Source organism: Janthinobacterium sp. UMAB-60, assembly GCF_900095235.1.
In the GTDB taxonomy this organism is placed as follows: Bacteria; Pseudomonadota; Gammaproteobacteria; order Burkholderiales; family Burkholderiaceae_D; genus Janthinobacterium.
The window spans coordinates 95,272-122,205 of the sequence record NZ_LT607497.1 but is presented as its reverse complement, the minus strand read 5'-3'; the positions used below and the strand labels follow the sequence as shown (position 1 = coordinate 122,205).

The 26,934-nt window shown below is 63.6% G+C and carries 20 protein-coding genes; 8 read left to right on the top strand and 12 right to left on the bottom strand.

The features are described 5' to 3' along the window. Positions 1–366: 366 nt before the first annotated feature. On the bottom strand, positions 367–1,065 hold the full coding sequence (locus tag K0F86_RS22895; RefSeq protein WP_219136456.1) for a UPF0149 family protein: 699 nt from the start codon (positions 1,063–1,065) through the stop codon (positions 367–369). Between the two features lie 103 nt (positions 1,066–1,168). Here K0F86_RS22895 and K0F86_RS22890 point away from each other — a divergent pair, with 103 nt between their 5' ends. Further along, positions 1,169–2,182 carry a serine/threonine protein kinase gene (locus tag K0F86_RS22890; RefSeq protein WP_219136455.1) on the top strand — a complete coding sequence of 338 codons (1,014 nt, stop codon included), beginning with the start codon at positions 1,169–1,171 and terminating at the stop codon, positions 2,180–2,182. A gap of 232 nt (positions 2,183–2,414) precedes the next feature. Next, positions 2,415–4,850, top strand: a complete 2,436-nt coding sequence (locus K0F86_RS22885; RefSeq protein ID WP_219136454.1) for a hypothetical protein — start codon at positions 2,415–2,417, stop codon at positions 4,848–4,850. A 39-nt stretch (positions 4,851–4,889) separates the two neighbouring features. Here the strand turns inward: K0F86_RS22885 and K0F86_RS22880 are convergent, their stop codons facing one another. The 11 genes from K0F86_RS22880 to K0F86_RS22830 form a co-directional block, all read right to left on the bottom strand. Beyond that, a complete protein-coding gene (locus K0F86_RS22880) occupies positions 4,890–5,843 on the bottom strand; it encodes a hypothetical protein (RefSeq protein WP_219136453.1) in 954 nt (317 codons plus the stop codon). A gap of 250 nt (positions 5,844–6,093) precedes the next feature. Continuing rightward, entirely contained in the window at positions 6,094–6,468 is a 375-nt protein-coding gene (locus tag K0F86_RS22875) for a hypothetical protein (protein ID WP_071324734.1), read from the bottom strand. Positions 6,469–6,492: 24 nt separating this feature from the next. After that, entirely contained in the window at positions 6,493–7,731 is a 1,239-nt protein-coding gene (locus K0F86_RS22870; RefSeq protein ID WP_219136452.1) for a TerD family protein, read from the bottom strand. Next, complete coding sequence (locus tag K0F86_RS22865) at positions 7,728–8,714, bottom strand: HpcH/HpaI aldolase/citrate lyase family protein (RefSeq protein WP_219136451.1); 987 nt, start codon at positions 8,712–8,714, stop codon at positions 7,728–7,730. The genes K0F86_RS22870 and K0F86_RS22865 overlap by 4 nt, the downstream gene beginning before the upstream one ends. Further along, the gene (locus K0F86_RS22860) at positions 8,707–9,813 is read right to left on the bottom strand and encodes a cysteine protease StiP family protein (protein WP_219136450.1); all 1,107 of its coding nucleotides are present in this window, start codon (positions 9,811–9,813) and stop codon (positions 8,707–8,709) included. Before K0F86_RS22860 ends, K0F86_RS22865 begins: the two co-directional genes overlap by 8 nt. Then, positions 9,810–10,562 carry an HAD family hydrolase gene (locus tag K0F86_RS22855; RefSeq protein ID WP_219136449.1) on the bottom strand — a complete coding sequence of 251 codons (753 nt, stop codon included), beginning with the start codon at positions 10,560–10,562 and terminating at the stop codon, positions 9,810–9,812. Before K0F86_RS22855 ends, K0F86_RS22860 begins: the two co-directional genes overlap by 4 nt. Beyond that, positions 10,540–11,697 (bottom strand): phosphoribosyltransferase domain-containing protein, encoded by a 1,158-nt coding sequence (locus tag K0F86_RS22850; protein WP_219136448.1) that lies wholly within the window; start codon positions 11,695–11,697, stop codon positions 10,540–10,542. The genes K0F86_RS22855 and K0F86_RS22850 overlap by 23 nt, the downstream gene beginning before the upstream one ends. Next, a complete protein-coding gene (locus tag K0F86_RS22845; RefSeq protein ID WP_219136447.1) occupies positions 11,694–12,731 on the bottom strand; it encodes an ATP-grasp domain-containing protein in 1,038 nt (345 codons plus the stop codon). The genes K0F86_RS22850 and K0F86_RS22845 overlap by 4 nt, the downstream gene beginning before the upstream one ends. 96 nt (positions 12,732–12,827) lie before the next feature. Further along, complete coding sequence (locus K0F86_RS22840; protein ID WP_219136446.1) at positions 12,828–13,544, bottom strand: TIGR00266 family protein; 717 nt, start codon at positions 13,542–13,544, stop codon at positions 12,828–12,830. A gap of 105 nt (positions 13,545–13,649) precedes the next feature. Continuing rightward, positions 13,650–14,225, bottom strand: a complete 576-nt coding sequence (locus tag K0F86_RS22835; RefSeq protein ID WP_046682304.1) for a TerD family protein — start codon at positions 14,223–14,225, stop codon at positions 13,650–13,652. A gap of 102 nt (positions 14,226–14,327) precedes the next feature. Continuing rightward, complete coding sequence (locus K0F86_RS22830; protein WP_219136445.1) at positions 14,328–15,410, bottom strand: DUF475 domain-containing protein; 1,083 nt, start codon at positions 15,408–15,410, stop codon at positions 14,328–14,330. 234 nt (positions 15,411–15,644) lie between these two features. On the opposite strand from K0F86_RS22830, the gene K0F86_RS22825 reads away from it, so the two are divergent. The 6 genes from K0F86_RS22825 (at position 15,645) to K0F86_RS22800 (ending at position 26,701) form a co-directional block, all read left to right on the top strand. Continuing rightward, positions 15,645–16,070 (top strand): divergent PAP2 family protein, encoded by a 426-nt coding sequence (locus tag K0F86_RS22825; protein ID WP_071078753.1) that lies wholly within the window; start codon positions 15,645–15,647, stop codon positions 16,068–16,070. A gap of 238 nt (positions 16,071–16,308) precedes the next feature. Further along, positions 16,309–17,481, top strand: coding sequence for an efflux RND transporter periplasmic adaptor subunit (locus tag K0F86_RS22820; RefSeq protein WP_219136444.1), 1,173 nt, complete (start codon positions 16,309–16,311; stop codon positions 17,479–17,481). A 3-nt stretch (positions 17,482–17,484) separates the two neighbouring features. Continuing rightward, entirely contained in the window at positions 17,485–20,706 is a 3,222-nt protein-coding gene (locus K0F86_RS22815; protein ID WP_219136443.1) for an efflux RND transporter permease subunit, read from the top strand. 182 nt (positions 20,707–20,888) lie between these two features. Then, positions 20,889–22,394, top strand: a complete 1,506-nt coding sequence (locus tag K0F86_RS22810; RefSeq protein WP_219136442.1) for an efflux transporter outer membrane subunit — start codon at positions 20,889–20,891, stop codon at positions 22,392–22,394. Positions 22,395–22,451: 57 nt separating this feature from the next. After that, positions 22,452–23,627 (top strand): efflux RND transporter periplasmic adaptor subunit, encoded by a 1,176-nt coding sequence (locus K0F86_RS22805; protein WP_257572318.1) that lies wholly within the window; start codon positions 22,452–22,454, stop codon positions 23,625–23,627. A 14-nt stretch (positions 23,628–23,641) separates the two neighbouring features. After that, complete coding sequence (locus K0F86_RS22800; RefSeq protein ID WP_219136440.1) at positions 23,642–26,701, top strand: efflux RND transporter permease subunit; 3,060 nt, start codon at positions 23,642–23,644, stop codon at positions 26,699–26,701. Positions 26,702–26,934 lie beyond the last annotated feature (233 nt).

The window sequence follows — 26,934 nt, the reverse complement described above, 5'->3', positions numbered from 1 at the left end:
ATATTGCGGTTCCCGCAGTTGGGACACTTTATTGATCGGTCTTTCCCTCTTGGGAAGCACGTAGATTCGCAATCCATGCACTTGTTTTCTATCCGCTTTGTAGTACTCATTTTCTACTGAGTCCCCCGTAGTAATAGCAAGACAGGCTGGAATTTTCATGACATGAAGAGGACAGGCCAGGGCATGGAACGGGCTGGCATGCGTTGTCCTGCAGCACAAATGGAGGCACGAATTATTCTTAATAATAGACAAGTGAAAAGGCTGGCGCAATCGCGTGGCAACAACAGTGGCGGCGAGCGAATGGGGAGGGCTGCGAGGGAGAGAAATGCGCCGGGACAGTGCCCGGCGCAGGGTAACGCGAAGGTATTACTCGGCTGCCGGCTCGGCGCCGCAGCATTTCTTGAACTTCTTGCCGCTGCCGCAAGGGCAGTCGTCGTTGCGGCCCACTTTCGGCTCGTCGCGCTTCATGGTTTGCACCGGTGCCTTGCGGCGCGGTACCCAGAAACGGTGGATGGCCGGCAGGTTCGCTTCCAGTTCCTGCGCCAGTTTGTGCGCCTTGACCGGGTCTTCCACCAGTTTCAGCTCTTCTTCCTTGATTTCGTCGGCGCCCAGCAGGTAGATCGGCTGCATCAGCGCGGCCACTTCGGAATCCCAGATTTCGTTCCACGAGCCAGGACGCAGTTCCATGCCGTCCCAGAAACCCCAGCACCAGGCTTCGGCGTCGATCAGGGTCTGGCCTTCGTAGTCGTGTTCGACGAACAGGGCTTCGAATTCCTTCGGCGCCACTTCAAACGTCACCAGCACTTCGTTCATGAAGCGCATGATCAGGTTGACGATGCGTTCTTCTTCCTTGCTGTTCTTGAATTTCGGTGCATCTTCGGCATCCTCGCCCCACACGCGCGGCAACCACTCGGCTGGCATGATCGGTTCCGGACCGATGGCCACGGCCGTCAGATAGCCGTGCAGCATATCCATGGTCATCGCGTCTTCGGAGCACCGGTCCGACAACAGGAATTGGTCTAATTCGTCAAATTCTTTTTCTGATAATGGCTGTTCGAGTGACATGGCTTGCTCTTTGATGAAATGTAAGGCGCCAGTATACGCCTTGCGGCGCTTCATCACCGAAGTGTTTGCACCGGCGGCGCGCGCGCGCCTTACAATGTCGCTCATGCACAATGAAAACCAGCCGCACGAGGACGACCGGCCCGTCCATCCCTTTTCCGCCCTGAGCCCCGATTGCGTGCTCGACGCCCTCGACAGCGTGGGCTTGCGCGGCGATGGCCGCCTGCTGGCCCTGAACAGCTATGAAAACCGCGTCTATCAGGTGGGCATCGAAGACAGCGCGCCCCTGGTGGCGAAATTTTACCGCCCCGCGCGCTGGAGCGATGCCGCCATCCTGGAAGAGCACGCGTTCGTGTCCGAGCTGGTCGAGCGCGAAATCCAGGTGGTGCCGGCGCTGGAAATCAACGGCAGCACCCTGCACCAGTACCAGGGCTTCCGCTTTGCCGTCTTCCCCCGCCACGGCGGCCGCGCGCCCGAGCTGGACGACCCGGCCACCCTGGAATGGATAGGGCGCTTCATCGGCCGCATCCACGCCGTCGGCGCGCTGTCCACGTACCAGGAACGGCCGGCGCTCGATCACCAGACGTTTGGCGTCGAGCCGCGCGAATTCTTATTGGAGGGCAATTTCCTGCCGCCCGAACTGCTGGCCGCGTATTCCAGCGTGGCGCAGCAGGCGCTCGATGGCGTCAAGCGCTGCTATGACCGCGCGGGCGACGTGGCCGTGCTGCGCACGCATGGCGACTGCCATGGCGGCAACGTGCTGTGGACGGACGCGGGCCCCCATTTCGTCGATTTCGATGACAGCCGCATGGGCCCGGCGATTCAGGACCTGTGGATGATGCTGTCGGGCGAGCGCGGCGACCAGGTGCGCCAGATGAGCGACATCCTGGCCGGCTACGAGGATTTCTGCGATTTCGACCCGCGCCAGCTGTACCTGGTCGAAGCGCTGCGCACCCTGCGCCTGATCCATTATTCGGCCTGGCTGGCGCGCCGCTGGGACGACCCCGCCTTCCCCGTCGCCTTCCCGTGGTTTAACACGCAGCGCTATTGGCAGGACCGTATCCTGGAGTTGCGCGAGCAGGTGGCCTTGATGGATGAAGCGCCGCTCTGGCCAATTTAAGCGCGCGATAAAACGCCCATGGCGGCGTTGCATTGCCTAGGCGTACTATTCGTACTGCCTTCGGCAATGCGCCTTGCCCTGAGCATTTTCTCGGACGCTTAAATCCCTGGCAAATCATGAAAAGAGCGGTAAAACAGGCTCTTCTTGCCGCGCTGATTTGCCTGCGCTTACTCGATAATGGTGCTAATAAATTCCCATAAGCAAAAGAATTCACCCGAATAAGCGAGAAATCATGCAAGCACAGCACAATCCGCGCCAGGCCGCCTCCCTCACCGTCGCCTATTCGGCTGACGACGAGTTCGACCAGGACAGCATGGTCTCGCTGCATGATTTCAAGGACCTGGAGCGCAAGGCGGAAGCACCGGCCGTCGCCATCACGCCCGAATTGCACGCCGAACCGCAAGCCGAGCCGGCAACTGACACCGACGGCAAGGCACCCACCGCCGAACGCCAGAAAATGGAATTGAAGGCCATCCACGAGGCGATTGCCCGCGTGGAAGCGGAAGCGAAGGCCACCTGCGCCGCCGAAAGCCGCGCGCTGGCCGAGGCGCGCGTGCGCTCGCTGGCCGAGGACCGCGCCGCCATCGACGCGGCCGCCGCCGCCGCCGCACAGCAAAATGCGCAGGCAGCCGAAGAATCGATTGCCGCCAACCGCGAACGTCTCGATACCATGCGCGCCGCCGCGCAGGCCAGCGTGGCCCGCCTGGAAGCGGTCAAGCAGGAAACGGCCGAATTGCGCGCGCGCGTGGAATCCGACAACGCGATCCGCCTGGCCGCCGAACAGCGTTCGCGCGCGGAACAGGAAAACCGCTTGCGCGCCTGCGAGCAAGTGGCGGTGCAGTCGGAACTGGCCGAGCAGGCCGCCCGCGCCGCCGAAGAATTGCAGGTGCAGACGGAGCAGGCACGCCTGCAAGCCGTCGAGCGCGTCGCCGCCGTGCAGGCGGCCAAGGAAGAAATGGTGGGCATCGCCTCGGCCGACGCCAGAGTCGCCGTGCTGGCGCGTGAACGCGAGCGCCATGCGCACGGTGCGCGCCAGACGGCGCAGATGCTGGCCGAAGCGGAAAGCGAGGCGCTGGACTTGACGGTGCAGCGCGAGCGCGCCGACCAGATCGCGCTGGAATCGGCCTTCAACCGCGCCGCCGCCGAAGTGCGCGCCCTGGAAGAAGCGCGCGCGCTGGCGCACCTGGAGCAGGAACGCGAAGCCATCGCGCTGGCGCAGGCGGAATCGGAACGCCATGCGGCGCAGTCGCTGCGTTTGCGCCTGCAGACCGAAAAGGAATTGCGCGACGCGGCCATCCACCGCGAGCGCCTGGAAATGGTCGCCGTGGCCAGCGCGCAGGCGCGCCGCGATGCCGACGTGCGCATCCTTGCCGCCACCGAGGCGCGCATCGAGGTGGACCGCCAACTGCGCGCCGTGGCGCTGGCCCGCGTAGCGGCCGAACAGGATGCGGAAATCGCCGGCCACGCCAAGCTGGAAGCGGAAACGGCCGCGCTGGAAGAAACCAAGGCGCGCGAATCGGCCGAGCAGGCCGCCGCCGTGGCAGCGGCGCGCGAACTGGAAGAACAGCAGCGCGCCGCCAGCCTGGCGCACGAACGCGCCGAACTGGCGCGCCAGGCAGCGGAGCTGGCCGCCAGCCGGAATGATGCCGAGCAGGCCGAGGTCGATGCCGGCAAGGCGACACTGGCTGCGCAGGAACAGGCAGCGCAACTGGCGCAGGAAAAAGCCCGGCAGGCAGAGCAACTGCTGCAAGCCGAGCAGGGGCGCCTGGCCGCCGAACAAGGCGCCCTGGCCGCCTTGAAAGAGAAACTGGAAGCGGAAGCGCTGGCGTTCAACGCGGCGCAGGAACGCATCGCCGCCGAAGACGCGCAAGTGGAACTGCTGCGCGGCCAGCACGCGGCCGAACAGGCCTTGCGGGAAGCGACGCAAAAGGAAGCCGATGCCATTCGCATCTTGATGGACCAGGCGCTGGTCGAAGGCGAGCAGAAAGCGGCTGCCGCGCAAGCGGTGCAGGCGCAGGCGCGCCTGGCCGTGGAACTGGGACAAGTGCATAGCGAGCGCGCCCGCGTGGAAGAAGACAAGGCGCAAGCCGCCGATGCGCTGCTGGCGTCCGAGCGCGATTTCGTCGCGGCCGAGCGCGAGTCGCTGGCCTTGATCGCGCAAAAACTGGTGCAGCAACGCCAGACCAGCAGCGCCGAAGAGCGCGCCTCGCAAGCCATCGCCGGCCGCCTGGAAGCGGAAAAGCAGGCGACAGCGGCCGCTGAAACGCGCGCCGCCATGGAACAGCAGGCGCTCGACGCCATGCGCCAGCGCGAGCAGCTGGAACGGGCCGCGCAGCAGGCGGCCAGCGAGAAGCTGGCTGCGCAGCAAGCCTTGCTGGCCAGCGCCCAGGCGCATGCGGCCCTGCAGCGCAAGGCCGCCGAGACCACGCGCGCGATGGCGGCCGCCAGGCAGCAGTTGCTGGAACAGGACACGGCGCGCGCGCAGCAGCAAGAGCGCGAACTGGCCGCCCTGCGCGCCAGCCTGGAGCAACCGCAAACGGTCTTTTCCAGCTCGCTGACCGCCGCCCGCGCAAAAGCCGGACAAGTCAGCTCGGCCAGTTTGACGCGCGAAGTGATCGAGCGCTTGACGCAGCCGAACGAAGCTGGCGCCGTCTGGCGCTCACGTTAACAGGATTCGGAACCAGTCCCACCGGGACTGGTTCCGCCATCAAAACTTCCGTCCCACCCCCACCAAAATCACATCCGCATCGCGGTGATAATCGGTGATGACCCGGTTCCACGCCACTTGCGCCACCCAGCGGCGGTCGACGTGGTAGCGGGCTGTGGCCGACAGCAAGCCTGTCAGGCGCGTGCTGTGGCCCTGAGTATCGCGCGCATCCCACGCCAGGTAGGGACCGCCACCCATGCCGAATTCCACCTTTTCATTGAGTGAACGGATCAGCCACAGCTGGGCGGCCACGCCGCGCCGGTGCGCCAGGTCGGCATCGCCTTCATCGAGGGCGGTGACCGTCCAGTCCACGTATTTTCCCGCCGCGCGCCGGTATTCCAGGGTGAACGGGCGCGCGCTTTCCGAGCGCAAGCTGTTGACGATGGTGTGGCCCGTCGAGAGTGTCAAGGTGTCGTCGTGCGCCCAGTTCTGCAAGTGCAGCTTGGCGCCCGGCACGCCGTCATAGCGGTAGCCGGCGCCGATCAGCAGGTGCGTGGTGTTGTCCTTGCCATCGGGCTTGATGCGGTTGAGCTGCGCTTGCGCATACCAGCGATTGTCGAACTGCCAGCGTGCCTGCAGGCTGACGATGGAGCCCCAGCCATGGTCATTGTCGAAGTTGTGCAGGCCGTCGTCGGTCCTGGCTGTGTCGAAGAAGAAGTAGCGGCCCACGCCGGCGCCCAGCATCAGGCCCTGATCCACTTTTTTCGTGCGCAGCCAGAACTGGCCCGCCATGCCGTCGCGGTGATGGTCTTCCGGGTGGCCTTCGTTGATATACGACAGGCTGGCGGCGTTGTAGTCGCCCACCGGCTGCGTGTAGCTGACGGCGGCAACAAAGGTGCGCTCATTGGTCGAACTGACTTTCAGGGCGCCGGCCATGCCGGAGATATCCTGTGCCTGGGCGGACAGGGGGAGAGAACTGGCCAGCAGGAGCAGGCCGGAGAGGCGGATGCGCATGAAATTTCCGGTGATGATGCAGGCTGAAGGTTGGCTGGCTGGGCATCATGCGAAGGCGCAATCATCACGCACATTTACTACATTAGTAAAATGTCTCAGTCAGAACTAATTGTCCTAGTGTATAAGGAAGTGAGAATGTGTGAGGCACGTAACAAATTTCTTGCTAGGAATTTATTGCCGCAAAGGCGAGGGAAAGGCGGGGAGGGAGGGCGCCGGCCTGGAATGGCCAGCCGGCGCGGCACTGCGGGTATTATTGGCTCAGCACGACCTTGTCGGCATAGTATTCCGTCTCGCCGAAGCATTGCGTCGGCACCCCCTTGTGCTGGCTGTAGGTGACGAGGATGCGCTTGCCGGCGGCAGCCGACAGTTGCTTCGCCACTTCCTCGTCGCGCACGCTGAACTGGAATTTTTCCGGGATGGTGCCCGGCAGCGCCGTCAGCAGCAATTCACCTTCCCATGTCTTGCAAATCCAGCCCCGCTTGGAGAACTTTTGCAGGTAGCCCGCCCGTTCGCCTTCCGAGTACGAGAAGCTGAGGGCCATCCACGTGTACGCGGCCAGCAGCAGGAAGCCGGCCACGAGGAAGATGACGAAGGCGAAGGTGACTTTTTTGGTCGTAGGGGTCATGGTAGGGGTGTCTAGGTAAAAGGATCAGTCCTTGCGGCCGGCTTTCCAGTTCAGGCCGAAATTATATTTCTCGTCCATCGCCTGGTGCGCCGTGATTTTACCTTGGCCGCCGAAGTATTCCACCAATTTTGTCACCTGCAGGTTGCCGCCGTGGTTTTCCAGCATGGCGATGGCGCACATGGCGTGCTGGCTGTCGCTGTCGAGGCGCACTTCCACCGTCGGCTGGCCGGGAATTTCGATCGTCACGACGCCATCCGTGGCGGCCCAGTTCGGCACACCCTCGTAGATGAAGGCGTACACGAGCACGCGCTTGATCTGGTCGAAATGGGTGCCGTTGATGAAGATGTTTTCACCGCTGCTGACGCTGCCCGTGCGGTCGTCGCCTTCCAGGTGGATGTAGGGCGGCCTGTCATACGCGCCCCAGCTGTTGCCCAGCGCCTGCACGGCGCTCTTGCTGCCATTGCTCATCTCGAACAGGCAGCCGATATCGAGGTCGATGCCGCCCGAACGGCTGGCCGGCTTGTTGAACAGCTTGCCGAGGAAGCCCGTGTCCAGTTTTGATGCGGGCGCCTGGCCTTGCGACGCGTTCTGGTTCCAGTTCAGGTTGACCCGGATGCGGCCGTAACCGCCGCTGTCGCGCTTGTCGAGCGAGATCTTGTCGCCGCGTTTTTCCAGGCGGATCTTCGACAGCGAGATTTTATTCGCCGGTGGTGGCGGTGGCGCCGCTGGCGTGGACATGGGAGCAGGGGACGAAGAAGCCGCCTCGCTGCCGCCGAAGTGCTTCAGCAGCGCCGCCAGGCCACCGGCGAAACCCTGGCCCACGGCGCCGAAGCGCCAGCTGCCGTCGCGGCGATACAGTTCGCCGATGATGACGGCTTTTTCGTCCTGGAAGTCATTGCCCGTGAAAGCGAAGGTGGCTGCCTGGCCCAGCGCCATGCTGGAGTTGCCCAGCGCGCGCATGCTGCCCTGTTCCGTCGCCGCCGTAAATACCAGCTTGTCGATCGAGGCGGGCAAGCGGGCAAGGTCGATTTGGAACACGGAGCGGGGACCGTTCAAGTCCACCGTGATGGCGTTGTCCGGCGCGCTTTTCTGGTTGAAGAACACCATGTAGCGGTCGTCCGACAGCTTGCCGGCCGCATCGACGCCGAAGCAGCTGACGTCCACTTCCATCGAGCCCGAAACGATATCGAGCGTGACGGCAAACGGGCCATGCAAGCCCAGGTCAGCCAGTTTGCCTTTTTGTCCGCGTGTGAAATTGGTCATGGTCGTGCAATCCCTTCGTCGCTTGAGAGTTGAGTCAATGAGGTAGTCGAATGCTGCGCGGCGGCGTTGTCGGCCGCATGGCGGATGCCGAACAGGCGCGCCTGCTCGATGATGCGCAGCGCCCAGCTGCTGTGCGTGGCCACTTCGCACATCGATTCCTGCATGCGGAACACGGCCGGGCTGTCCGGGTCGATGATGCGCAGCGCCAGTTCGATGTCCGACTGCGCCACCTGATAGTGGCGCTCGATCTGTGGCACCTGGTCCGGGTGGATGGCCGTCTTGGCGATCATGCCGTGCGCCATGTCCTGCGCCACTTCGGCATCGAGCCAGCTGCCCTGCGACAGGTGCTCGAAGACGGGCGCCGTCAGCTGGAAGCCGTGCGGCTTGAAGATGGTCACCAGGCGGCCGATGACCTGGCCCAGCGGGGTCTGGTAAATGGTGCCGCTGGTGGGGCGGCGCAGGCCCAGCAGGGCCAATAAATCGTTGCCGCCGATGCGCAGGGCCAGGATGCGGCGCCGCACTTCCGGTGCCGATAAAATAATGCGGAACTGCTTCATTTCCTCGTCATCGAACACGTCCACCGTTTCCAGGGTCGGCATCAGCAGATGATGCGTGTGGCGCACCGGCTCGAAATACGCGGCAAAGTTGTGGCGCGTGGACTTGGGCAGCACGAAGCCGCTCAATTTCTCGGCGCCGGGCATGGCCAGCACGCGCGCCAGCACGTCGAGATTACGCACGCGCACGAAGCGCAAGGTATCCGACTCGTCGCACATGTTTTGCAGCGCCAGCGACAGGTTGAACAGCGCGTAACTGAGATCGCGTTCAGCGATGGCGTCTTCGGTGCACAGGATGACCGAGCGCAAATGGCTGAATTTGTCGCCATTGGCGATCGCCAGCAAGTCCTTGTGCGTGGTCGGCACGTACATGGAGGCGCCCAGCGCCGCTTTATGCTCGCTTTGCGGGTGTAGGGAGTTGTTATCCATCGACTGCGCTCCTGATAAGGGCGACCGCCTGGTAAGGCAGCGCCGGTTCTACTGTGACGGGTATGGCTTTTTCCTGCGCCAGAAGCAGCAAATGTGCCACGTCCGGCGCATTCGTGTCGCGCACGATCAGGCGCTCGGGCACGCGGCGCAGCAGCACGCGCGTCGCTTCGCCGATGCCCGGCTTGATCAGGTTGATGTCGCTGATCCCGTATTCCTGCTGCGCGGCGGCCATGTAGGCTTGCGAGCGGGCCGCCATGGCTGGCGCATCGCTCGCTTCGGCCAGCGGGATGCCGCTGCTGGCGGCGATCGCCAGGGCGTCGGCCACCAGGCCGTCGGCGAAAGCGCGCGACTGGTCGTGCTGCTCGAACTGCGCGTAGTACACGCAGCCGTGGAAGTCGTCGGGGCCGATGGCATCATTCAACACGGAGCGGCTGACCAGGCCCGAGACGGTGGCGTTCAAAATGCTCGACGGGATCAGGTAGTCGCTGGCCGAGGCGGCGCAGGCGGCCGTGCCGGCCAGGTCGGCCAGCACGAACAGGCCGCCGTCGATCGTCGTGCCATTGGCCGCGTTGAAATCGTCGACCGTCTGGCGCAGTTCGCGCGAAATCACGCCCTTGCCCGTCCAGCCATCGACGAAGACGATGGAGGCGTCGCTGTGGTCCTGCGCCAGGATGTACTTGAGGGCATTGGCATCGATGCCGCGGTCGCGGATGATGGAGACGGAATAATGGCTGCACTCGCGCTGGAATACCTGGCGCAGCAAGTGCCCCAGGATGACGCCCACGGGCGTGCCGGCGCGCGCCAGCGATACCAGCGTGATGGCGCCTGTGCGGCGCGCCGCGATCAGGGCGGCCAGGCGCAGACAGTCGCGCGCCATCTGCAGGCGGTTGGCCGCAAACGCGCTCTGGAACAGGGCCAGGTAGGCGGGCGAGGGCAGGGATTCCGGCGACAGCATCTCGCTGTAGTGGCGCTGGCCGGACTGGATCAGCCGCTCTTTTTCGGCCAGGTCGAGGATGGGTTCGAGCGCCATCGGCGTGAGCAGGAACTCCACATCTTCCTGGCGGTAGCTGCCGCTGAAATGCTGCGTGCTGTCGGTCATAGCGCCGCCACCGTGAGTGCCGCAAGCTGGGTGCCGTTGGGGATGATGGCGTAGTCGCATTCGGCCATGAAACGCGCGTCCGAACGGCTGTCGCCCATGCCGAAGCTGACGATGGGGCCATGTTCGGCTTCCAGCTCCGCGCGCAGGTAAGCCACGGCGCGCGCTTTGTTCAAGGTCTTCGGCAGCACGGCCAGGTTGTTGCCGTTGCGGTGGATGAAGTAGTCCGAACCTTCGGTTGCGATCCACTGCTGCAGCACTTGCTCTTCGATGTCGGCCAGGCGTTCGCCGCGCGCTTCATGGTCCTTGACGACGATGTAGAACGGCGTGTTGTAATCTTCGATCAGGCGCGCGCGCGAGGGCATGCCCGCCTTGACCTGGAAATCGTCGATGATGCGCATGGCGTCCCGCAGGCCGGGCAGCGCCGTCTGCATGTCGTTCTGCATCAGGGCCAGCCAGCCCGCGTCGAGCGCGCCGCCCGGCTGCAGCACGATGCCGCCGTAATCGAGCACGCTGTAGCTGGTAAACGGCAGGTCGACTCGGCGAAACGCGTCGCCATTTCTTGCCGTGGCGGGGATCAGGGTCATGCCGTTTTGCGCAAACTCAAAGAAGGCGCGCTGGCGCGCCGTCGTAAACGAACAGGCGTCGCCATTTTTCAAATAGGCGGCCGGCTGCAAATCGGTCTCGCCGGGGCATTTTTTCGGGGTCTGGAACAGTGTGTCGTCCAGGTCAACAAACAGGAATTTCTTCAATTTTGGTCTCTGACTGAAAGTGGAACAGGCGGCCGTTCAATTGGCCGGCGAGTTGCATGAGGGCCGGGCTGGCCGGAGTTTCATGGCAGATGAAAACGTGCTGGTACTGGCCAGGCGCCACGTTGTACAGGTAATTGGCGATGCCTTCGCCGTAATTGTCGTCGCAGTGGACGATATGGCCGACGGAGCCCCACGACAGGATGGGCGAGCGCGTGGTCGACTGCACCACGACGTTCTTGCCCAGGCTTTCCAGTTCGCGCGCGAGCAAGAACGACGGGTGCATGAATTCGCCCGTTCCCAGCACCAGCACGGAGTCGCCGGCGCCGATTTCCTGCGCCAGCTGCACCGCCAGGCCTTGCGGCGGCGTCAGGGCGCGTCCCACGCCGATGCGCCCGAAGGCGGGGCTGGCGCCGCGTTCCGCATTCGCTTCGAAGCGCTGCGCGCTGGCCGCTATCGGCGCTGGCGCATCGCCGGCCTGGAAGGCGTAGTGGCCGGACAGCGCCGCGCCGACGGTGGTGGGCAGGCCGAAACGCTGCGTGAGACCCGCGTTGGCGGCCTGGCCCATGAAATTGGTGATCACGCCCAGGTGCAGTTTTTCCAGCTGCGGATAGCGCGCGCGGCACACTTGCACCAGGTTGGCGAAGGTGTTGCCCGTCGATGCTTCATCGTCGATCAGCACCAGGCTGCGCGCCGTGGAAAACAGCGCGCTGGCCGCGTCGGACAAATGCAGAAACTGGCGCGGCGCGTGGCTGTGCGATTCCTCGAACTCGAAGAAGGGCACCGTGCCCACGCGGTAGCGCGAGCTGTGCAAGAACAGCGCTTTTCCATTCGGGTTGGCGCGCAGCCACGCTTCAAACACACCCTGGCCCAGGCCGACGGCCGTTTCCGCCATGGCGATGAAGACCACGGGGCCGGGCAGGCTGGGAGGGATCTGCGCGGCCAGGTCGTCGTGGATGGCTTGCATGGCGCGCGGCGTGACGGGCCAGTGCTTGCCCAGCACTTTCGAAAGGAACAAAAAGCCGCGCTTGGCGTTGGCGCGCGCGGCAAAGCCGATCAGCCAGTCCAGCGGAAAGCGCGCCTCGTCCACCTTCAGGGTCAGCTCGCCCGTGGGCATCTGCTGCTTGACGCTGTTCATGGCAGCTCCACGGCGTAGGCGGCTTCGCCCACGCGCATGCCTTCGTGGATGGCGGGCACGGTGAGCTTGTCAAAGCCCTGGTCGAAACCGGCCAGCGCCAGGTAGGGCAGGTTGGGACCGGCCGCGCACGCCATGCCGATGCCGCCCGACATGCGCGGGTTGATCTCCAGCAGCGCCAGGCCGTTGGCGCCTTCTCGGAACTGGATGTTGAACACGCCATTCAGGCGGTAATCGCGCGCGAGTTTGTCGCAGGCGGCCAGCAGGTCGGCGCGCAGTTCGATCAGCTGGCCGCTGCCGCCCCCATGCAGCTTCTTGCGCGGCACGGCGCAAATCAGCTTGCCCTGGTCGGCGACGCAGTCGGCGCTGTATTCGTGGCCATCGAGGTATTCCATCAGCAGCAGGGTCTTGAACGTTTCCATCTGCGCCAGGCCGCTGCGCAGCTCCTGCGCATTGACTTGGTAGGCGGCGCCGGCCAGCAGCAGCTGGGCGCTGCTGCGCTCTTCATCGAGCACGGCAAAGCCCAGGGCATACACGGATTCGGACGGCTTGATGCACAGCTTGCGGTGCAGGGGGCGCAGTTCGGCGTAAGCGGCGTCGTATTGCGCGATGGTGGTCACGGCGCGGTAGTCGGCCGGGCGCGCCATGGGCAGGTCGAGGCCGTCGCAGAAGCGTGCCTTGTCGTGCATCAGGTCCAGTACCTCTTCGGTGGCCACGCTGAGCACGCGCGTGCCGAGGGCGGCGAAGCGCGCGCTGGCGCTGCCGATCAGGCCCGCTTCCTTGCCGGGCCAGAAAATCGTGATACCCCGCTCGCGGCAAAATTCCAGGCACCACTCGACATAATTGTGCCCCGTCAGTCCTGACGGTTCGACCGCATATTCGTGGGCCGACAAGAAGGCTGCCGCGTGCGCGTTCGTATTGCTGCACACGATGTGATAGCGGGGCACACCGCCTGTGGCGGCCATGTCGGCCTCGCGGATCAGGCGCATGGCCGTGCCGACCGAGGAAAATGTTTTGTTGAACCAGACTCTTTGCATGTACGGGGGACCGGGTAAAGAAAGGGGAAGCCGCGCGCAGGTGCGCGCGCGGGCAGTGTAGCCAGAAAAACTTAACCTGGCCTTAGAGAGGGGGAATCAGCCGGCTTTGCCGCTGGCCGTCCACTTGAGGAACGCGTCGCGGTTGCGCGAGCAGATGAACACCTTGCCCGAGCCGGAAAAGCGCAGCACGATGCCTTCGCCGCTGGTCACGCTGTTGACGATATTGCCGAGGAAGCCGCCGATGCCGCCGCCGCCCGCGCCGCCGCCCGTGGTCACGGAAATCTCGTATTTCAGGCTATTGTCCCAGCAGACGACGTGGGAATTGTCGATCACGACATCCTTGCCCGGCTCGACGTCGAGCTGGAACATGGAGCCGAAGCCCGACACCACCACTTGCCCCGTGCCGGCCGTCTCCATGACGAAGAAGCCGCCAGACTGGGCGAACAGCGCGTTGCCGATGCTTTGCGTGCGCACCTTCATTTCCGTGCCCGAGGTGGCGGCGACAAAGGCGCCGTCGTTGAGCAGGTACTGGCGCGCGCCCACGTCGACCACTTCGATGGCGCCCGGCAGGGTGGGCGAGAGCAGGCAGTCGCCGCTGCCGCGTACCGCTTCGATGTGCTGCTGGAAGAACGATTCGCCGTTGGCGAAGCGGCGCATGATGGCGCTGCCCAGGCCGCCCGTCATCTTGCCTTTCAAGTCCAGCGCCGTCTCCATCATCACCATCGCATCGGATTCGCAATAGATGGTTTCGCCCTGCTTCATGCTGACGTGGAGGAAGGGATCGACGTCGCCCGTGACACTAAATACTGGCATGATAAATCTCCAAAAAAAAGCCGCCTGATTTGTGCAGGCGGCAGTAATGATATGACAAAAGTGCAATTCACCGCAGAAAGCCAGGCAGGCTTCCTGCGCGTGAATTTAAGCGTTCACGCCGAAGGAGCGGGCGAGGGGGCCCAGGCCGCCATTGAAGCCCTGGCCGATGGCCTTGAACTTCCATTCGCCGTTGTAGCGGTAGATTTCGCCAAAGATCATCGCCGTTTCCGTCGAGCTGTCTTCGGACAGGTCGTAGCGGGCGATTTCTTTTTCGCCTTCCGCGTTCAGGCAGCGGATGAAGGCTTTCGAGACCATGCCGAAGTTCTGGCGGCGCGCATCGGCGTCGTGAATGGTGACGGTGATGCTGATGCGGTCGATGTCGGCTGGTACGCGGGTCAGATCGATTTCGATGCGCTCATCGTCGCCTTCGCCTTCGCCCGTGGTGTTGTCGCCCGTGTGCACGACGGAACCGTCGGTCGACTTCAGGTTGTTGTAGAAGATGAAGTCAGAGTCGCCACGGACTTTGCCGTCGCTTTTCAGGAGGAAAGCGCTACCGTCAAGGTCGAAGGTGGCGCCGTCCGTCGAACGTGGATCCCAGCCGAGGCCGACGATGATCTTCTTCAGGTTCGGTGCTTCCTTGCTCAGGTTGACGTTGCCGCCTTTTTGCAAACTGATTGCCATGTGGTGCTCCTTTTCAGTAATTTACTTAAACATGCCTGCATGGAATGAGCGCCTAAGGCGCTCGTGCCATTACTCTCTCAATTGGGGGTGGAACCCCCGATTTCAAGCTTGTGCCGCGTGCCGTTTGCGATAACGCAAGGACGACCACAGCGAAACGAGGATGAAGGCCACGCCCGACAGGCCCGTGAACCACTCCGGAATATGGTACTTGACGGACGCCAGCATGATCAAGGCCAGGATGCCGATCGCATAATGGGCGCCGTGTTCGAGGTAGACGAATTCGTCCAAGGTGCCCTTGTGCACCAGGAAGACCGTCATCGAGCGCACGAACATGGCGCCGATGGCCAGGCCCAGCATGATGATGACGACGTCGTTGGTGATGGCGAACGCACCGATCACGCCGTCAAAGCTGAACGAGGCATCCAGCACTTCCAGGTACAGGAAGCCGCCGATGCTGCCGCGCGCCACCGTTTTTACCAGGTCGCCATTGCCGTTCCTGGCTGGCGCGGCGCCTTCTTCCGCGTCATCCTGCAAGTCCGGTTCGCCTTCTTCCAGCAAGCCGCTGATCCAGTTCACGCCGATGTAGACGGCGATGCCGACGACGCCCGAAGCGAGCACGCTGTATTTTTCTTCCGCGGGGCCCATCGCCACGCAGGCGGCCACGGCGCCCATGGTGATCAGCACGGCCAGGCTTTCGGTGCCCAGCGCATTGACTTTTTCCTCGGCCCAGCCCAGCCAGTGCAATTCTTTCTCGTCGTCGAACAGGAAGTTCAGGAACACCAGCAGCAAAAAGGCGCCGCCGAAGGCCGCCACTTGCGCATGGTTGTCCGTCAGGTGCTTGGCATACACGTCCGGCGTGGTGGTGGCCATGGTCCATACGTCGACCAGGCCCAGGCCCGTGGCCACGGAAACGATGACCAGCGGAAACAGCAACCGCATGCCGAAGACGGCCACGAGGATACCGACCGTGAGGAACAGTTTTTGCCAGAATTCATTCCAGTGACGCAAGACCGAGGCATTCACCACGGCATTGTCGAACGACAGCGACACTTCCATGACGCCCAGTACGCCCGTGATCCACAGGGCATTGATCAGGCCGGGCATGCCGCCATGGCTGTAACCCCACCAGCCCGACACCGCCATCAGGATAAAAGTGACTAAAAAGGAAATTCTGAAATGCCGCATGAGGACCCCGTTGCAAGTATGAAAGACGTTTGATTATCCGCGCCGCTGTGCGCGCCGCGCTCAGTGTTGATATACGTCAATTGTTGTATATGCCATGATTTTATATTAGTTGCCGCCGGGGGCCGCGTTTTATAGTCTGACGCCAGACAGTTCTGCTGGCGCGGATGATCTGCGATAATTGCGGCGCGCCCGTCTCCCCAGACACACTCTCTACATATAAAAGAAGGAATACCCGTGGATATCGCTTACCTCGTCACGCCCCTGATCGCCTGGATCCTGGTCGGACCGATCAAATTCCTGATCAACAGTGTCCGCACGCGGCAATGGGCGTTCGGCCTGGTCGGCAATGGCGGCTTTCCCAGCAACCACAGCGCTGTCGTGTCCAGCATGGCCACCCTGATCGCCTTGCGCGAAGGCATAGGCCACCCCGCCTTCGGCGTGGCCGTGACCCTGGCCTTCATCGTCATCATCGATGCCAACAGCCTGCGCCAGCACGTGGGCAAGCAGGCGGCCGCCATCAACCGCCTGGCCGGGGAGGCGGCCAGCGCCGCGCACAAGACTTTGCGCGAGCGCATGGGCCATACCCTGGTGGAAATCGCCGGCGGCCTGTGCACGGGCGTGGCGATCGGCTTCCTGATCAACACCGTTTTTAGCCGCTAAGCTCGCTTCCCCTGAAACGCAAAACCCCGCTTGAGGCGGGGTTTTGCGTTTCAGGGCGTAAAAACTACGTTTCATCCATTGATTAAAGCATTACAGGAAACCGCCGATTGACATGCCCGGACACGCTCATGGATACTTTGGCGCTTGTGGTTTTAATAAAAATAAATGCCTGCCATCGCCTGCAGCCCTATCCGGGCCATGGGGACGGTCGCGGTGCTATCTATCCGGAGAATTACCCATGTTGCGCAAAACCCTGTTTGTTCTGGCAATCGCTTCCGCCCTGACCGCTTGCGGCAAAGAGTCCAAGGATCCCGGCAAGGGCGGCAAGAATGCCAAGGAACAGGCGGGCGCCGCCGTCAATCTGCTGGTGTCCCCGGAAGACCTGCTGACCATCCAGAGCAATGCGCTGGCGTCGGGGCCCGTCATCACCGGTTCCGTGCAACCGGAGCGCAACGCGGACTTGCGCGCCGAAGTGTCGGCCGTGGTGATCCAGGTCATGAAGGAAAATGGCGAAGCCGTCAAGCGGGGCGACGTGCTGGTGCGCCTGGATGAAACGTCCATCCGCGACAGCCTCAATTCGGCCGAGGAAGCCAGTCGTGCCTCGGGCCAGGTGCTGGAACAGTCCGAACGCATGTTCCAGCGCATGAAAACCCTGCGCGCCTCGGGCATGACCTCGACGCAGGCGCTGGAAGACGCGGAAATCCGCCGCAACAATGCGCAAAGCGATTTGTCCGCCGCGAAGAGCCGCGCCGCGCAGGCCCGCCAGCAGTTGCAGCGCACCCTCGTGCGCGCGCCGTTCGACGGCATCGTGAGCGAGCGCAAGGTATCGAATGGCGATACGGCACAAATCGGCAAGGAATTGATCAAGGTCATCGATCCGACCAGCATGCGCCTGGAAGGCCTGGTGTCGGCCGACAAGATCGGCGTCGTCAAGGTGGGCCAGCCCGTGCTGTTCCGCATCAATGGGTATCCGGGCCAGGATTTTTCGGGCAAGGTGCGCCGCGTCGATCCTGCCGCCAATGCCGTCACGCGCCAGGTGGCCGTGCTGGTCGATTTCAACGACAAGGAACAACCGCGCGTGGCCGGCCTGTATGCGGAAGGGCGCATCGAGACGGACAGCATCAGCGCGCTGATGATACCCGACTCGGCCCTGGTGAAGGCGGGCGACGTCACGTACACGTGGAAGGTCAAGGACAAGGCCTTGCATAAAGTGAATTTGCGCATCGGCGCGCGCGACGTGCGCACGGGCCAGTGGGAAGTGCAAAGCGGTCTGGCCAGCGGCGACACCGTGCTGCGCACGCCCGGTTCGACCTTCAAGGATGGGCAGAAAGTGGAATTGACGGCCGGCAAAGCCGTGCCCGCCGCCGCCGTGGCCAGCAGCAGCACCGCCGTTGCCGGTAAAGGAAACTAAGCCATGTTCCTTTCCGATTTCAGTATCAAGCGGCCCACCGCCACCATCGTCCTGATCCTGGCGATGATGTGCGTCGGCTTGCTGGCGCTCAAGAAACTGCGCGTCAACCAGAACCCGGACGTCGAAGTGCCGTTCATCGTCGTCAGCATCCCTTACCCTGGCGCCTCGCCCGACACGGTCGAGCGCGAAGTGGTGAACCGCCTGGAAAAGTCGCTGCAAAGCATTTCCGGCGTGACCGAGGTCAACAGCGATTCGAATGAAGGTTCGGCCACCATCTTCCTGAAGTTTTCCTTCAGTAGCAACCTGATCGAGGCATCCGACAATATCCGCAATGCGATTGCCGCCGTGCGCTACAAGTTGCCGACGGAAATGCGCGAGCCCATCCTGCAGCGCATCGACCCGGCCGCCGAACCGATCATGCAGCTGGCACTGTCGTCGAATACGCAAAGCCATGCGGAAATCTCGCGCCTGGCCGAGGACGTGCTGTCGGACCGCTTCCGCACCGTCGATGGCGTGGCGCTGGTCAACGTGGGCGGTTCGCTGAAGCGCGAGCTGTCCGTGCTGCTGCGCGCGGAAAAATTGCGCGAATACAATGTGTCCGTCAGCGACGTCGTCACCGCCTTGCGCAACCAGAACACGAATGCCCCGGTGGGCAAGGTGCGCGGCGCCCTGGACGAGAAAAGCATCCGCCTGGTGGGTCGCATCGAGTCGCCAAGCGACTTCGAAAAAGTGGTGATCAAGCGCCGCGGCGAGGAAATCGTGCGCCTGGCGCAAGTGGCCACCATCGAGGATGGCTTTGCCGAAGTCAACAGTCTGAGCATGCGCAGCGGCAAGCCCAACGTGGGCATATCGATCACCCGCGTGCGCGACGCCTCCACCGTCAGCGTGGCCAACAAGATCCGCGACATGGTGGCGGACATCAACAAGACCTTGCCGAAAGGCACGATCCTGCAAGTGACGCGCGACGGCGGCGAAAACGCCCAGCATAGCCTGAACAACGTGATCGAATCGCTGGTGCTGGGCGCCGTGCTGACGATCTTCGTCGTCTACGCTTTCCTGAACTCGTGGCGTTCGACCCTGATCACGGCGCTGAGCCTGCCCACATCCGTGATTGCCGCCTTCATCGCCGTGTGGCTGTGCGGCTTTACCCTGAACTTCATGACCCTGCTGGGCCTGTCGCTGGCCATCGGCGTGCTGATCGATGACGCCATCGTGGTGCGCGAAAACATCGTGCGCCACATGCAGATGGGCAAGGATCGCCGCACGGCCGCGCTGGAAGGCACGGCCGAGATCGGCATGGCCGTGGCCGCCACGACGTTCTCGATTATCGCCGTCTTCATTCCCGTGGCCTTCATGCCGGGCATTTCCGGCGAATGGTTCCGTCCGTTTGCCTTGACGGTGACGTGCTCGGTGCTGGTCAGCCTGGGCATCTCGTTTACGCTCGACCCCATGCTGTCGGCCTACTGGGGCGACCCGGTCGAGGAACATGCGGCGCCGAAAAAGGGCATCGGCCGCGTGCTGGAGAAATTCAACCACTGGTTCGACCACCAGGCGGACCGCTATGGCCGCGTGATCGCCTGGGCCCTGCATCACCGCCGCTGGATGGCCGTCATCGCCTTCGGCAGCCTGGTGGGCGCCATCGCCCTGCACGCCACGCATGGCGGCACGAGTTTCCTGCCGGCATCCGACTCGGGCAACCTGATGATCAATGTACGCACGCCATCGTCGAGCAGCATCGAGTATTCGCGTTTGAAACTGGAAGCGGCGGCCGTGCTGGCGCGCACCTTGCCTGAAACCAAGGATACCAACAGTTCCATCAATGCGGGCGGAGGCCGCGTGTATGTCGACATCGGCAAGCGCAACACGCGCAAGCGTTCGGCCAAGGAAATCGCCGTCGAGCTGCGCGAGAAGATGTCGCGCCTGGTGGGTGCCGAATACGTGGTGCAGGATGACTTGAGCAACGGTTCGCAAAAACCGATCCAGGTGGAATTCACGGGTCCGGATTCGCGTAAACTCATGGAAATTACCAACGCCTACATGGACAAGCTGCGCGCCATTCCCGGTGCCGTCGATGTGGGCCTGTCCGAGCAGGACCCGAAGAACGAGCTGCAGATTGAGCTCAACCGTGGCCTGGCCAACTCGATGGGCATTTCCGTCAATGATGCGGCGCAATCGCTGCGCGTGGCGTTTGCCGGCGTGGAAGTGGGCGACTGGGTCGATCCGACGGGCGAAACGCGCGACGTGGCTGTGCGCCTGCATCCCGATGACCGCGTGGCATCGGAAAACATCGAGCGCTTGCCGATCAGCGTGACGGGCACCTCGCAAATGGTGCCGCTCGACCAGATCGCCACCATCACCATGGGCAAAGGCCCGTCCGGCATCGAGCACAAGAATGGCAAGCGCACGATCACCGTGTCGGCCAATGCGCAGGGCCGCTCGAATGGCGAAGTGACGAGCGACGCCATGAAGCTGGCCAACTCCATCGACTTCCCGCCCGGCTATGGCCTGGCGCTCGGTGGCGCCGGCCAGGACCAGCAAGAGCTGTTCACGGAAATGCTGATCGCGCTGGTGATGGGTATCGGCCTGATGTATTTGATCCTGGTGATGCAGTTCGGTTCCTTCACGGCGCCGGTGGCCGTGATGATGTCCTTGCCGCTGAGTCTGATCGGCGTGGTGGTGGCGCTGGTCATCACGAACAACACCCTCAATCTGATGAGCTTTATCGGCATCATCATGCTGATGGGCCTGGTCGCCAAGAACGCCATCCTGCTGCTGGACGCGGCGCGCAAGCGCGAGGAAGAGGGCCATGGCCGCGAAGATGCGCTGATGTATGCGGGCCGCATGCGTCTGCGCCCCATCCTGATGACGACGTTCGCGCTGATCGCCGGCATGTTCCCCGTCGCGCTGGGCCTGGGCGAGGGCGGCGAGTTCTACCGTCCATTGGCGATCGCCATCATCGGCGGCACCATCACCTCGACGATTCTGACCCTGCTGGTCGTGCCGACCTTCTATGACAGCATCGAAATCGCCCGCGATGGCGCCGTGGCCAAGTTCCACCGCCGCGCCGCGCGCATGCCTGTGGCTTTCGCCCTGATCCTGACCCTGATCGAGTGCGTACTGACCTTGCTGCTGGTGCGCTTCGTCTACCGCATGCTGAAAAAGGCCGTGCTGTTCCTGATGGGACGCCGCGCGCCGAAAGCGGCGTCGGTCAGCCTGCAAAAGTAAGTCAGGCAGCCTCGGCTGCGCAATCCTTGTGCCAGGTCAAAGAGCCTTCTTCGGAAGGCTCTTTTTACGTCTGGTGCTCTACAATCGTAGGACGGGTGGGCGAGTTCGCCAGCCTGGTATCGCGATATTTTTGCGATATTTTTCAACGGCAATGTGGCACGGCAACGTAACGGACCAGCACCATGTTTTCCAGCATCCGGCAGCCCCTTCTCGGCATCCTCATGGCATGCCTGCTGGCCGCTTGCGCCGTCGGACCGGACTTCCGGCCTCCCGCCGCCCCCGGCGGTGGCGACCGCTACACGCCGGCACCGTTGCCGGCGCAAACGGCGGCGGCGCCCGGTCCCGCCGGCCAGGCGCAGCGTTTTGTACCGGGCCAGGATATTCCCGCGCAATGGTGGTCGCTATTCCAGTCACCGGCGCTGGACCGGCTGGTGCGCGGCGCCCTCGCGCGCAGTCCCGGCCTGGCATCGGCCCAGGCGGCGTTGCGCCAGGCCGATGAAAACTACCGCGCCCTGTCCGGCAGCCTGCTGTATCCCGAGGTGGGGGCGCAGCTGGGCGTGAGCCGTGAAAAAAACAGCAGTCTGGAGGGCAAGGGCGGCGTCCTCAATTTGTACAATGCCTCGGTGAATGTGTCGTATGCGCTGGATGTCTTTGGCGGCAACAAGCGCCAGCTGGAGGGGCTGCAAGCCCTGGTTGACTATCGGCAATACCAGCTGGAAGCGGCGTACCTGGCCCTGACGGCCAACCTGGTGACGGCGGCCATCCGCGAAGCATCGTTGCGCGCCCAGCTGCAGGCCACCGGCGAGATACTCGACGCGCAGCAGAAACAGCTGGACGTGATCGAACAGCAATTGCGCTTTGGTGCCATCGGCCGTGCCACGGTACTGCTCCAGCGCAACACGGTGGCGCAGACGCGGGCCAGCGTGCCACCGCTGGAAAAAGCCCTGGCCCTGACGCGCCACCAGCTATCCGTGTATGCGGGCAGGCTGCCCAGCGAGCCTGGCATGCCTGAATTCGACCTGGCGTCGCTGCACCTGCCGCAGGACTTGCCCGTTTCCCTGCCGTCTGCCCTCGTGCGCCAGCGCCCCGACATCCGCGCCAGCGAAGCGCTGCTGCAGCAGGCCAGCGCGCAGATCGGCGTCACCACGGCAGCCCTGTATCCCCAGTTCACCCTGACGGGCAATCTTGGTGCCCTGGCGACCAGCTTTCCCGCGCTGCTGCATGGCGGTTCTTCCGTGTGGGGCGTGGCGGCCGGGCTGGCCCAGCCTGTTTTCAATGGCGGCGCGCTGCGCGCCAGGCGGCGTGCCGCCATCGCCGCCTACGAGGGTGCGGCGGCCGATTACCGCACCACCGTGCTGGCCGCTTTCCAGAATGTGGCCGACAGCTTGCGGGCCATCGAGGCTGATGCTGCCGCCTTGCAGCAGCAAGCCGAGGTGGAGGCGCTGGCCAGCGAATCGCTGGCGCTGAGTACGCAGCAATTCAAGCTGGGCGCCATCAGCTACCTGAGCCTGCTGGATGCCCAGCGCACCTATCAGCAGGCCAGGGTGGGCCTGGTGCAGGCGCAGGCGGCCCGTCATGCCGATAGCGCCGCGCTGTTCCAGGCGCTGGGCGGCGGCTGGTGGAACCGGCCTGCGCTGGATAACGTTCCCGCCACGACCACTTTGCCGGTGGCGGCAGGCAGGGACTGAGGGGCTTGCAATACAACACCGCAATGGCAGCCGGAAGCAATGACAAGGAGCGCATCCATGACGAAACGCAATAAGCGCATGCTCATCATGCTGGGGGCGGTGGTGCTGTTGATTGCCCTGCTGGCGCTGGGATTTTTTCTGCACATCCGCCAGCTCATGGCCAGTTCGCCCAAGCCCACGCCGCAGACGGTGTCGGCGACCATCATCCGCAAGGTCGAGTGGCAGCCGCACCTGGCGTCCGTGGGCACCCTGGTGGCCGTGCGCGGCGTCGACGTGACGAGCGAGATCGCCGGTCTCGTCAGGTCCATCCATTTCAAGTCCGGCCAGGATGTGGCGGCAGGGCAATTGTTGGTGCAACTCAATGCCGACGCCGATATCGCGCAGCTGCGCGCGCTGGAGGCGGCGGCCGAACTGGCTGCGTCCGTGCTGGCGCGCGACCGCCAGCAATTTGCCGTGCAAGCGATCAGCCAGGCGCAGATCGACAACGACGCGGCCGACCTGAAAAGCAAGCGGGCACTGGCGGCCCAGCAGGCGGCACTGGTGGCCAAGAAAACCATCCGCGCGCCGTTTGCCGGCAAACTCGGCATCACCACCGTCAATCCGGGCCAGTATGTGAATCCCGGCGACAAGATCGTTACCTTGCAAACCATCGATCCCATCTATGTCGACTTCTATATTCCGCAAAAGCAGCTGAGCGGCCTGCAAGTGGGGCAAGCCCTGAACCTGTCCAGCGATGCGCATGCGAACACGGCCTTTGCGGGCAAGGTCAGCGCCATCAGCTCCAAGGTCGACCCCGCCACGCGCAATGTGCAGGTGGAGGCCACGGTGGCCAATCCGCAACGGCAGTTGCTGCCGGGTATGTTTGCCAACGTCAACGTGGAAGTGGGGGCCAAGAAACAGTATCTGACGTTGCCGCAGACGGCGATCACCTACAACCCGTATGGTTCCACCGTCTTCGTCGTGCATCCGGCGCAGGCGCCCAAGGTCACGGCCCCCGCGGCCAGCGCCGCCCCCGCTGCGCCACCGCCCAAGGCGGGTGAGCTGGTGGTGCGTCAAGTATTCGTGACGACGGGTGAAACACGCGGCGATCAGGTGGCCGTGCTGACGGGGCTCACCGAGGGGCAGCAAGTCGTCACCAGCGGACAGATCAAGCTCAAGAATGGCAGCCCCGTGGTGATCAGCAACGTCGTCGAGCCGCGCAACAATCCGCAGCCCACACCGCAGGAACATTGAGTCGAGGCGCCGCCATGAACTTCACCGATCTCTTTATCCGCCGGCCCGTGCTGGCCATGGTGGTGAGCCTGCTGCTGGTGGTGCTGGGCTTGCGTTCCCTGTTCAGCTTGCCCATCAACCAGTATCCGAAGACGCAGAATGCCGTCGTGACCATCTCCACCACGTATTACGGCGCCGACGCGCAGACGGTGGCCGGGTTCATTACGCAACCGCTGGAATCGGCCATCGCCCAGGCGCAGGGCATCGATTACCTGTCCTCGTCGAGCAGCAGCGGCGTGTCGACCATCACGGCCACCTTGCGCCTCAATTACGACGCGAACCGGGCTTTGACGGAGATCAACACCCAGGTCAGTTCCGTGAAGAACCAGTTGCCCGCCCAGGCGCAAACGCCCGTGCTGACGGTGCAGATGGGGCAGACGACGGATGCCATGTACCTGGGTTTTTACAGTAATACCTTGCCGACGAATAATGTGACGGATTACCTGAGCCGCGTGGTCAAGCCCAAGCTCGATTCCGTCAGCGGCGTGCAGACGGCGGAACTGCTGGGCGCGCGCCAGTTTGCCCTGCGCGCCTGGCTGGACGCGGACAAGATGGCCGCGTTCGGCGTGACGGCGGCCGAGGTGAGCACTGCCCTGGGCAATAATAATTACCTGGCCGCGCTGGGATCCAGCAAGGGCCAGATGGTGACCGTTCCCCTGACGGCCGGCACGGACCTGCATTCGGTCGAGGAATTCAGGCAGCTCGTCGTCAAGCGCAGCGGCGACTCCATCGTGCGGCTGGAAGACCTGGCCACCGTCGTGCTGGGTTCTGAAAACTATGATTTCAACGTGGCCTTCAGCGGCGTGCGCTCCGTCTTCATCGGCATCAAGGTGGCGCCGGAAGCCAATATCCTCGATGTGGCCAAGCGCGTGCGCGCCGTCTTCCCCGATATCCAGTCTCAGCTGCCGGCCGGCCTGACGGGCGAAATCGTGTATGACTCGACCTTTTTCATCAATACTTCCATCCACGAAGTCATCAAGACCCTGGTCGAGGCGTTGCTGATCGTCACCATCGTCATCTATCTGTTCCTGGGCAGCCTGCGGGCCGTGATCGTGCCCGTGATCGCCATGCCGCTATCACTGATCGGCACGTTTACGGCCATGCTGGCGCTCGGCTATTCCATCAACTTGCTGACCTTGCTGGCGATCGTGCTGGCCATCGGCCTGGTGGTCGACGACGCCATCATCGTGGTGGAAAACGTGGACCGCCACATGAAGCAGGGCCAGCCGCCGCTGGAGGCCAGCCTGCTGGCGGCGCGCGAACTGGGCAGCCCGATTCTGGCCATGACGGTGGTGCTCATCGCCGTGTATGTGCCCATCGGCTTCCAGGGCGGCCTGACGGGCGCGCTGTTCACGGAGTTCGCCTTCACCCTGGCTGGCGCCGTGGCCGTCTCGGGCGTGGTGGCCCTGACCCTGTCGCCCATGATGTGTTCGCGCTTCTTCCGCCCGGAGCAGGACAGCGGCCGCTTCGTGCAAGCGATCGACCGCGTCTTCGGCAAGGTGCACGACTCGTATCAGCGCCTGCTGCATGCGCTGCTCGATACCTGGGTGGTGCTCATCGTTATGGCGGCCCTATTGATGGTGGTGCTGGGGCTGATGTTCAAGATGTCGCAGTCCGAGCTGGCGCCCGAGGAAGACCAGGGCGTCGTGCTGTCGCAGGTGGTGGGCGACCCGACGGCCACCTCGGACCAGATGCAAGTGTATGCCGAGCAAATCTACCAGGTGGCCAAGGCCATGCCCGAATACAGCCAGATGTTCCAGATCACGGGCGTACCGACTGTCAACTCGGGTTTTGGCGGCATGCTGATGACGCCGTGGAACGAGCGTGCGCGCGGCGCCCAGCAGGTGCAGCAGGACTTGCAGGCGGGCTGGAACCGGATCGCCGGCGCCCGCGTGGCCGCCTTCCAGTTCCCCGCCTTGCCCGGTTCCTCGGGTTTACCCGTGCAATTCGTCATCGCCACCACGGAGCCGTTTGAAAACCTCGATGCCATCGCGCAGCAGGTGCTGGAGAAGGCGCGCGCATCGGGCAAGTTCTATTTCATCGATACGGACTTGAAGATTGATAAACCGCAAGCCACCGTGGTGGTCGACCGCGACAGCGTCGCCGCGCTGGGCATGACGCAGCAGGATGTGGGGCAGGCGCTGGGCGCGGCCCTGGGCGGTGGCTACGTCAATTACTTTTCCATCGCCGGACGTTCCTACAAGGTGATCCCGCAGGTGTTGCAGGTCGATCGCCTGAATCCATCGGCCGTGCTGGACTTTCATATCAAGACGCCCAACGGCACGATGATACCGGCCAGTACCGTCGCGCATATCCAGTACGACGTCGTGCCCGAGTCGATCAACCGCTTCCAGCAACTCAACGCCGTCACGCTTTCCGGCGTGTCCGGTGCCTCGCAGGGCGAGGTGCTGGCCTTCATGCGCGATGCGCTGGCCCAGGTGGCGCCCAGCGGCTACACGGCCGATTATGCGGGCCAGTCGCGCCAGTTCGTGCAGGAGTCGGGTGGCTTCATCGTCACCATGCTGTTTGCCGTGGTGATCGTCTTCCTGGCGCTGGCGGCGCAGTTCGAGAGTTTCCGCGACCCCGTCGTGATCCTCGTCTCCGTGCCGCTGGCCCTGTTTGGCGCCACCATGTTCATCTTCCTCGGCTTTGCGTCGATCAACATCTACACGGAGGTGGGCCTGGTGACCCTGATGGGACTGATCAGCAAGCACGGCATCCTGATCGTGGAAGTGGCGAATCAGCTGCAAAAGACGGGCAAGAGCAAGCGCGAGGCGGTGGAAGAAGCGGCCGCCGTGCGCCTGCGCCCCATCCTGATGACGACGGCGGCCATGGTGTTTGGCGTGCTGCCCCTGGTGATCGCTTCGGGCGCGGGGGCGGCCGGGCGCCACGCGATGGGGCTGGTGATTTTTACGGGCTTGTCCATCGGCACCTTGTTTACCCTGTTCGTGGTGCCGGCCATGTATCTGTTCCTGGCGGCGGACCACCAGGCGCTGAGCGCACGGGGGGCGGTGACGGTGGCGCCAGCCCATTGATGCGCTGCAGCGGGGGCAATTGCTGCGCCGTGCAAGACAAAGACAAAGAGCCTTCGTTGGAAGGCTCTTTGTTGCTGATTCCCGTGCTCGTTGCCGGGCTGCAGGGCCGGCCGCCGCAGTGGAGCGGGCGCAGCCTTTAGCTGCTGCGTGGCGGTGGCGTGGTGCTACCAGTCCCTGTGCCGGTGCCGGGCGTGGTGCCATTGCCAGGTGGGGTGGCCGGCGGCGTGGTCGTG

Excerpts from the sequence above, each read along its gene's own strand:
- K0F86_RS22895 (WP_219136456.1), bottom strand. The coding sequence starts at position 1,065 with ATGTCACTCGAACAGCCATTATCAGAAAAAGAATTTGACGAATTAGAC.
- K0F86_RS22890 (WP_219136455.1), top strand. The coding sequence starts at position 1,169 with ATGCACAATGAAAACCAGCCGCACGAGGACGACCGGCCCGTCCATCCC.
- K0F86_RS22885 (WP_219136454.1), top strand. The coding sequence starts at position 2,415 with ATGCAAGCACAGCACAATCCGCGCCAGGCCGCCTCCCTCACCGTCGCC.
- K0F86_RS22880 (WP_219136453.1), bottom strand. The coding sequence starts at position 5,843 with ATGCGCATCCGCCTCTCCGGCCTGCTCCTGCTGGCCAGTTCTCTCCCC.
- K0F86_RS22875 (WP_071324734.1), bottom strand. The coding sequence starts at position 6,468 with ATGACCCCTACGACCAAAAAAGTCACCTTCGCCTTCGTCATCTTCCTC.
- K0F86_RS22870 (WP_219136452.1), bottom strand. The coding sequence starts at position 7,731 with ATGACCAATTTCACACGCGGACAAAAAGGCAAACTGGCTGACCTGGGC.
- K0F86_RS22865 (WP_219136451.1), bottom strand. The coding sequence starts at position 8,714 with ATGGATAACAACTCCCTACACCCGCAAAGCGAGCATAAAGCGGCGCTG.
- K0F86_RS22860 (WP_219136450.1), bottom strand. The coding sequence starts at position 9,813 with ATGACCGACAGCACGCAGCATTTCAGCGGCAGCTACCGCCAGGAAGAT.
- K0F86_RS22850 (WP_219136448.1), bottom strand. The coding sequence starts at position 11,697 with ATGAACAGCGTCAAGCAGCAGATGCCCACGGGCGAGCTGACCCTGAAG.
- K0F86_RS22845 (WP_219136447.1), bottom strand. The coding sequence starts at position 12,731 with ATGCAAAGAGTCTGGTTCAACAAAACATTTTCCTCGGTCGGCACGGCC.
- K0F86_RS22840 (WP_219136446.1), bottom strand. The coding sequence starts at position 13,544 with ATGCCAGTATTTAGTGTCACGGGCGACGTCGATCCCTTCCTCCACGTC.
- K0F86_RS22835 (WP_046682304.1), bottom strand. The coding sequence starts at position 14,225 with ATGGCAATCAGTTTGCAAAAAGGCGGCAACGTCAACCTGAGCAAGGAA.
- K0F86_RS22830 (WP_219136445.1), bottom strand. The coding sequence starts at position 15,410 with ATGCGGCATTTCAGAATTTCCTTTTTAGTCACTTTTATCCTGATGGCG.
- K0F86_RS22820 (WP_219136444.1), top strand. The coding sequence starts at position 16,309 with ATGTTGCGCAAAACCCTGTTTGTTCTGGCAATCGCTTCCGCCCTGACC.
- K0F86_RS22815 (WP_219136443.1), top strand. The coding sequence starts at position 17,485 with ATGTTCCTTTCCGATTTCAGTATCAAGCGGCCCACCGCCACCATCGTC.
- K0F86_RS22810 (WP_219136442.1), top strand. The coding sequence starts at position 20,889 with ATGTTTTCCAGCATCCGGCAGCCCCTTCTCGGCATCCTCATGGCATGC.
- K0F86_RS22805 (WP_257572318.1), top strand. The coding sequence starts at position 22,452 with ATGACGAAACGCAATAAGCGCATGCTCATCATGCTGGGGGCGGTGGTG.
- K0F86_RS22800 (WP_219136440.1), top strand. The coding sequence starts at position 23,642 with ATGAACTTCACCGATCTCTTTATCCGCCGGCCCGTGCTGGCCATGGTG.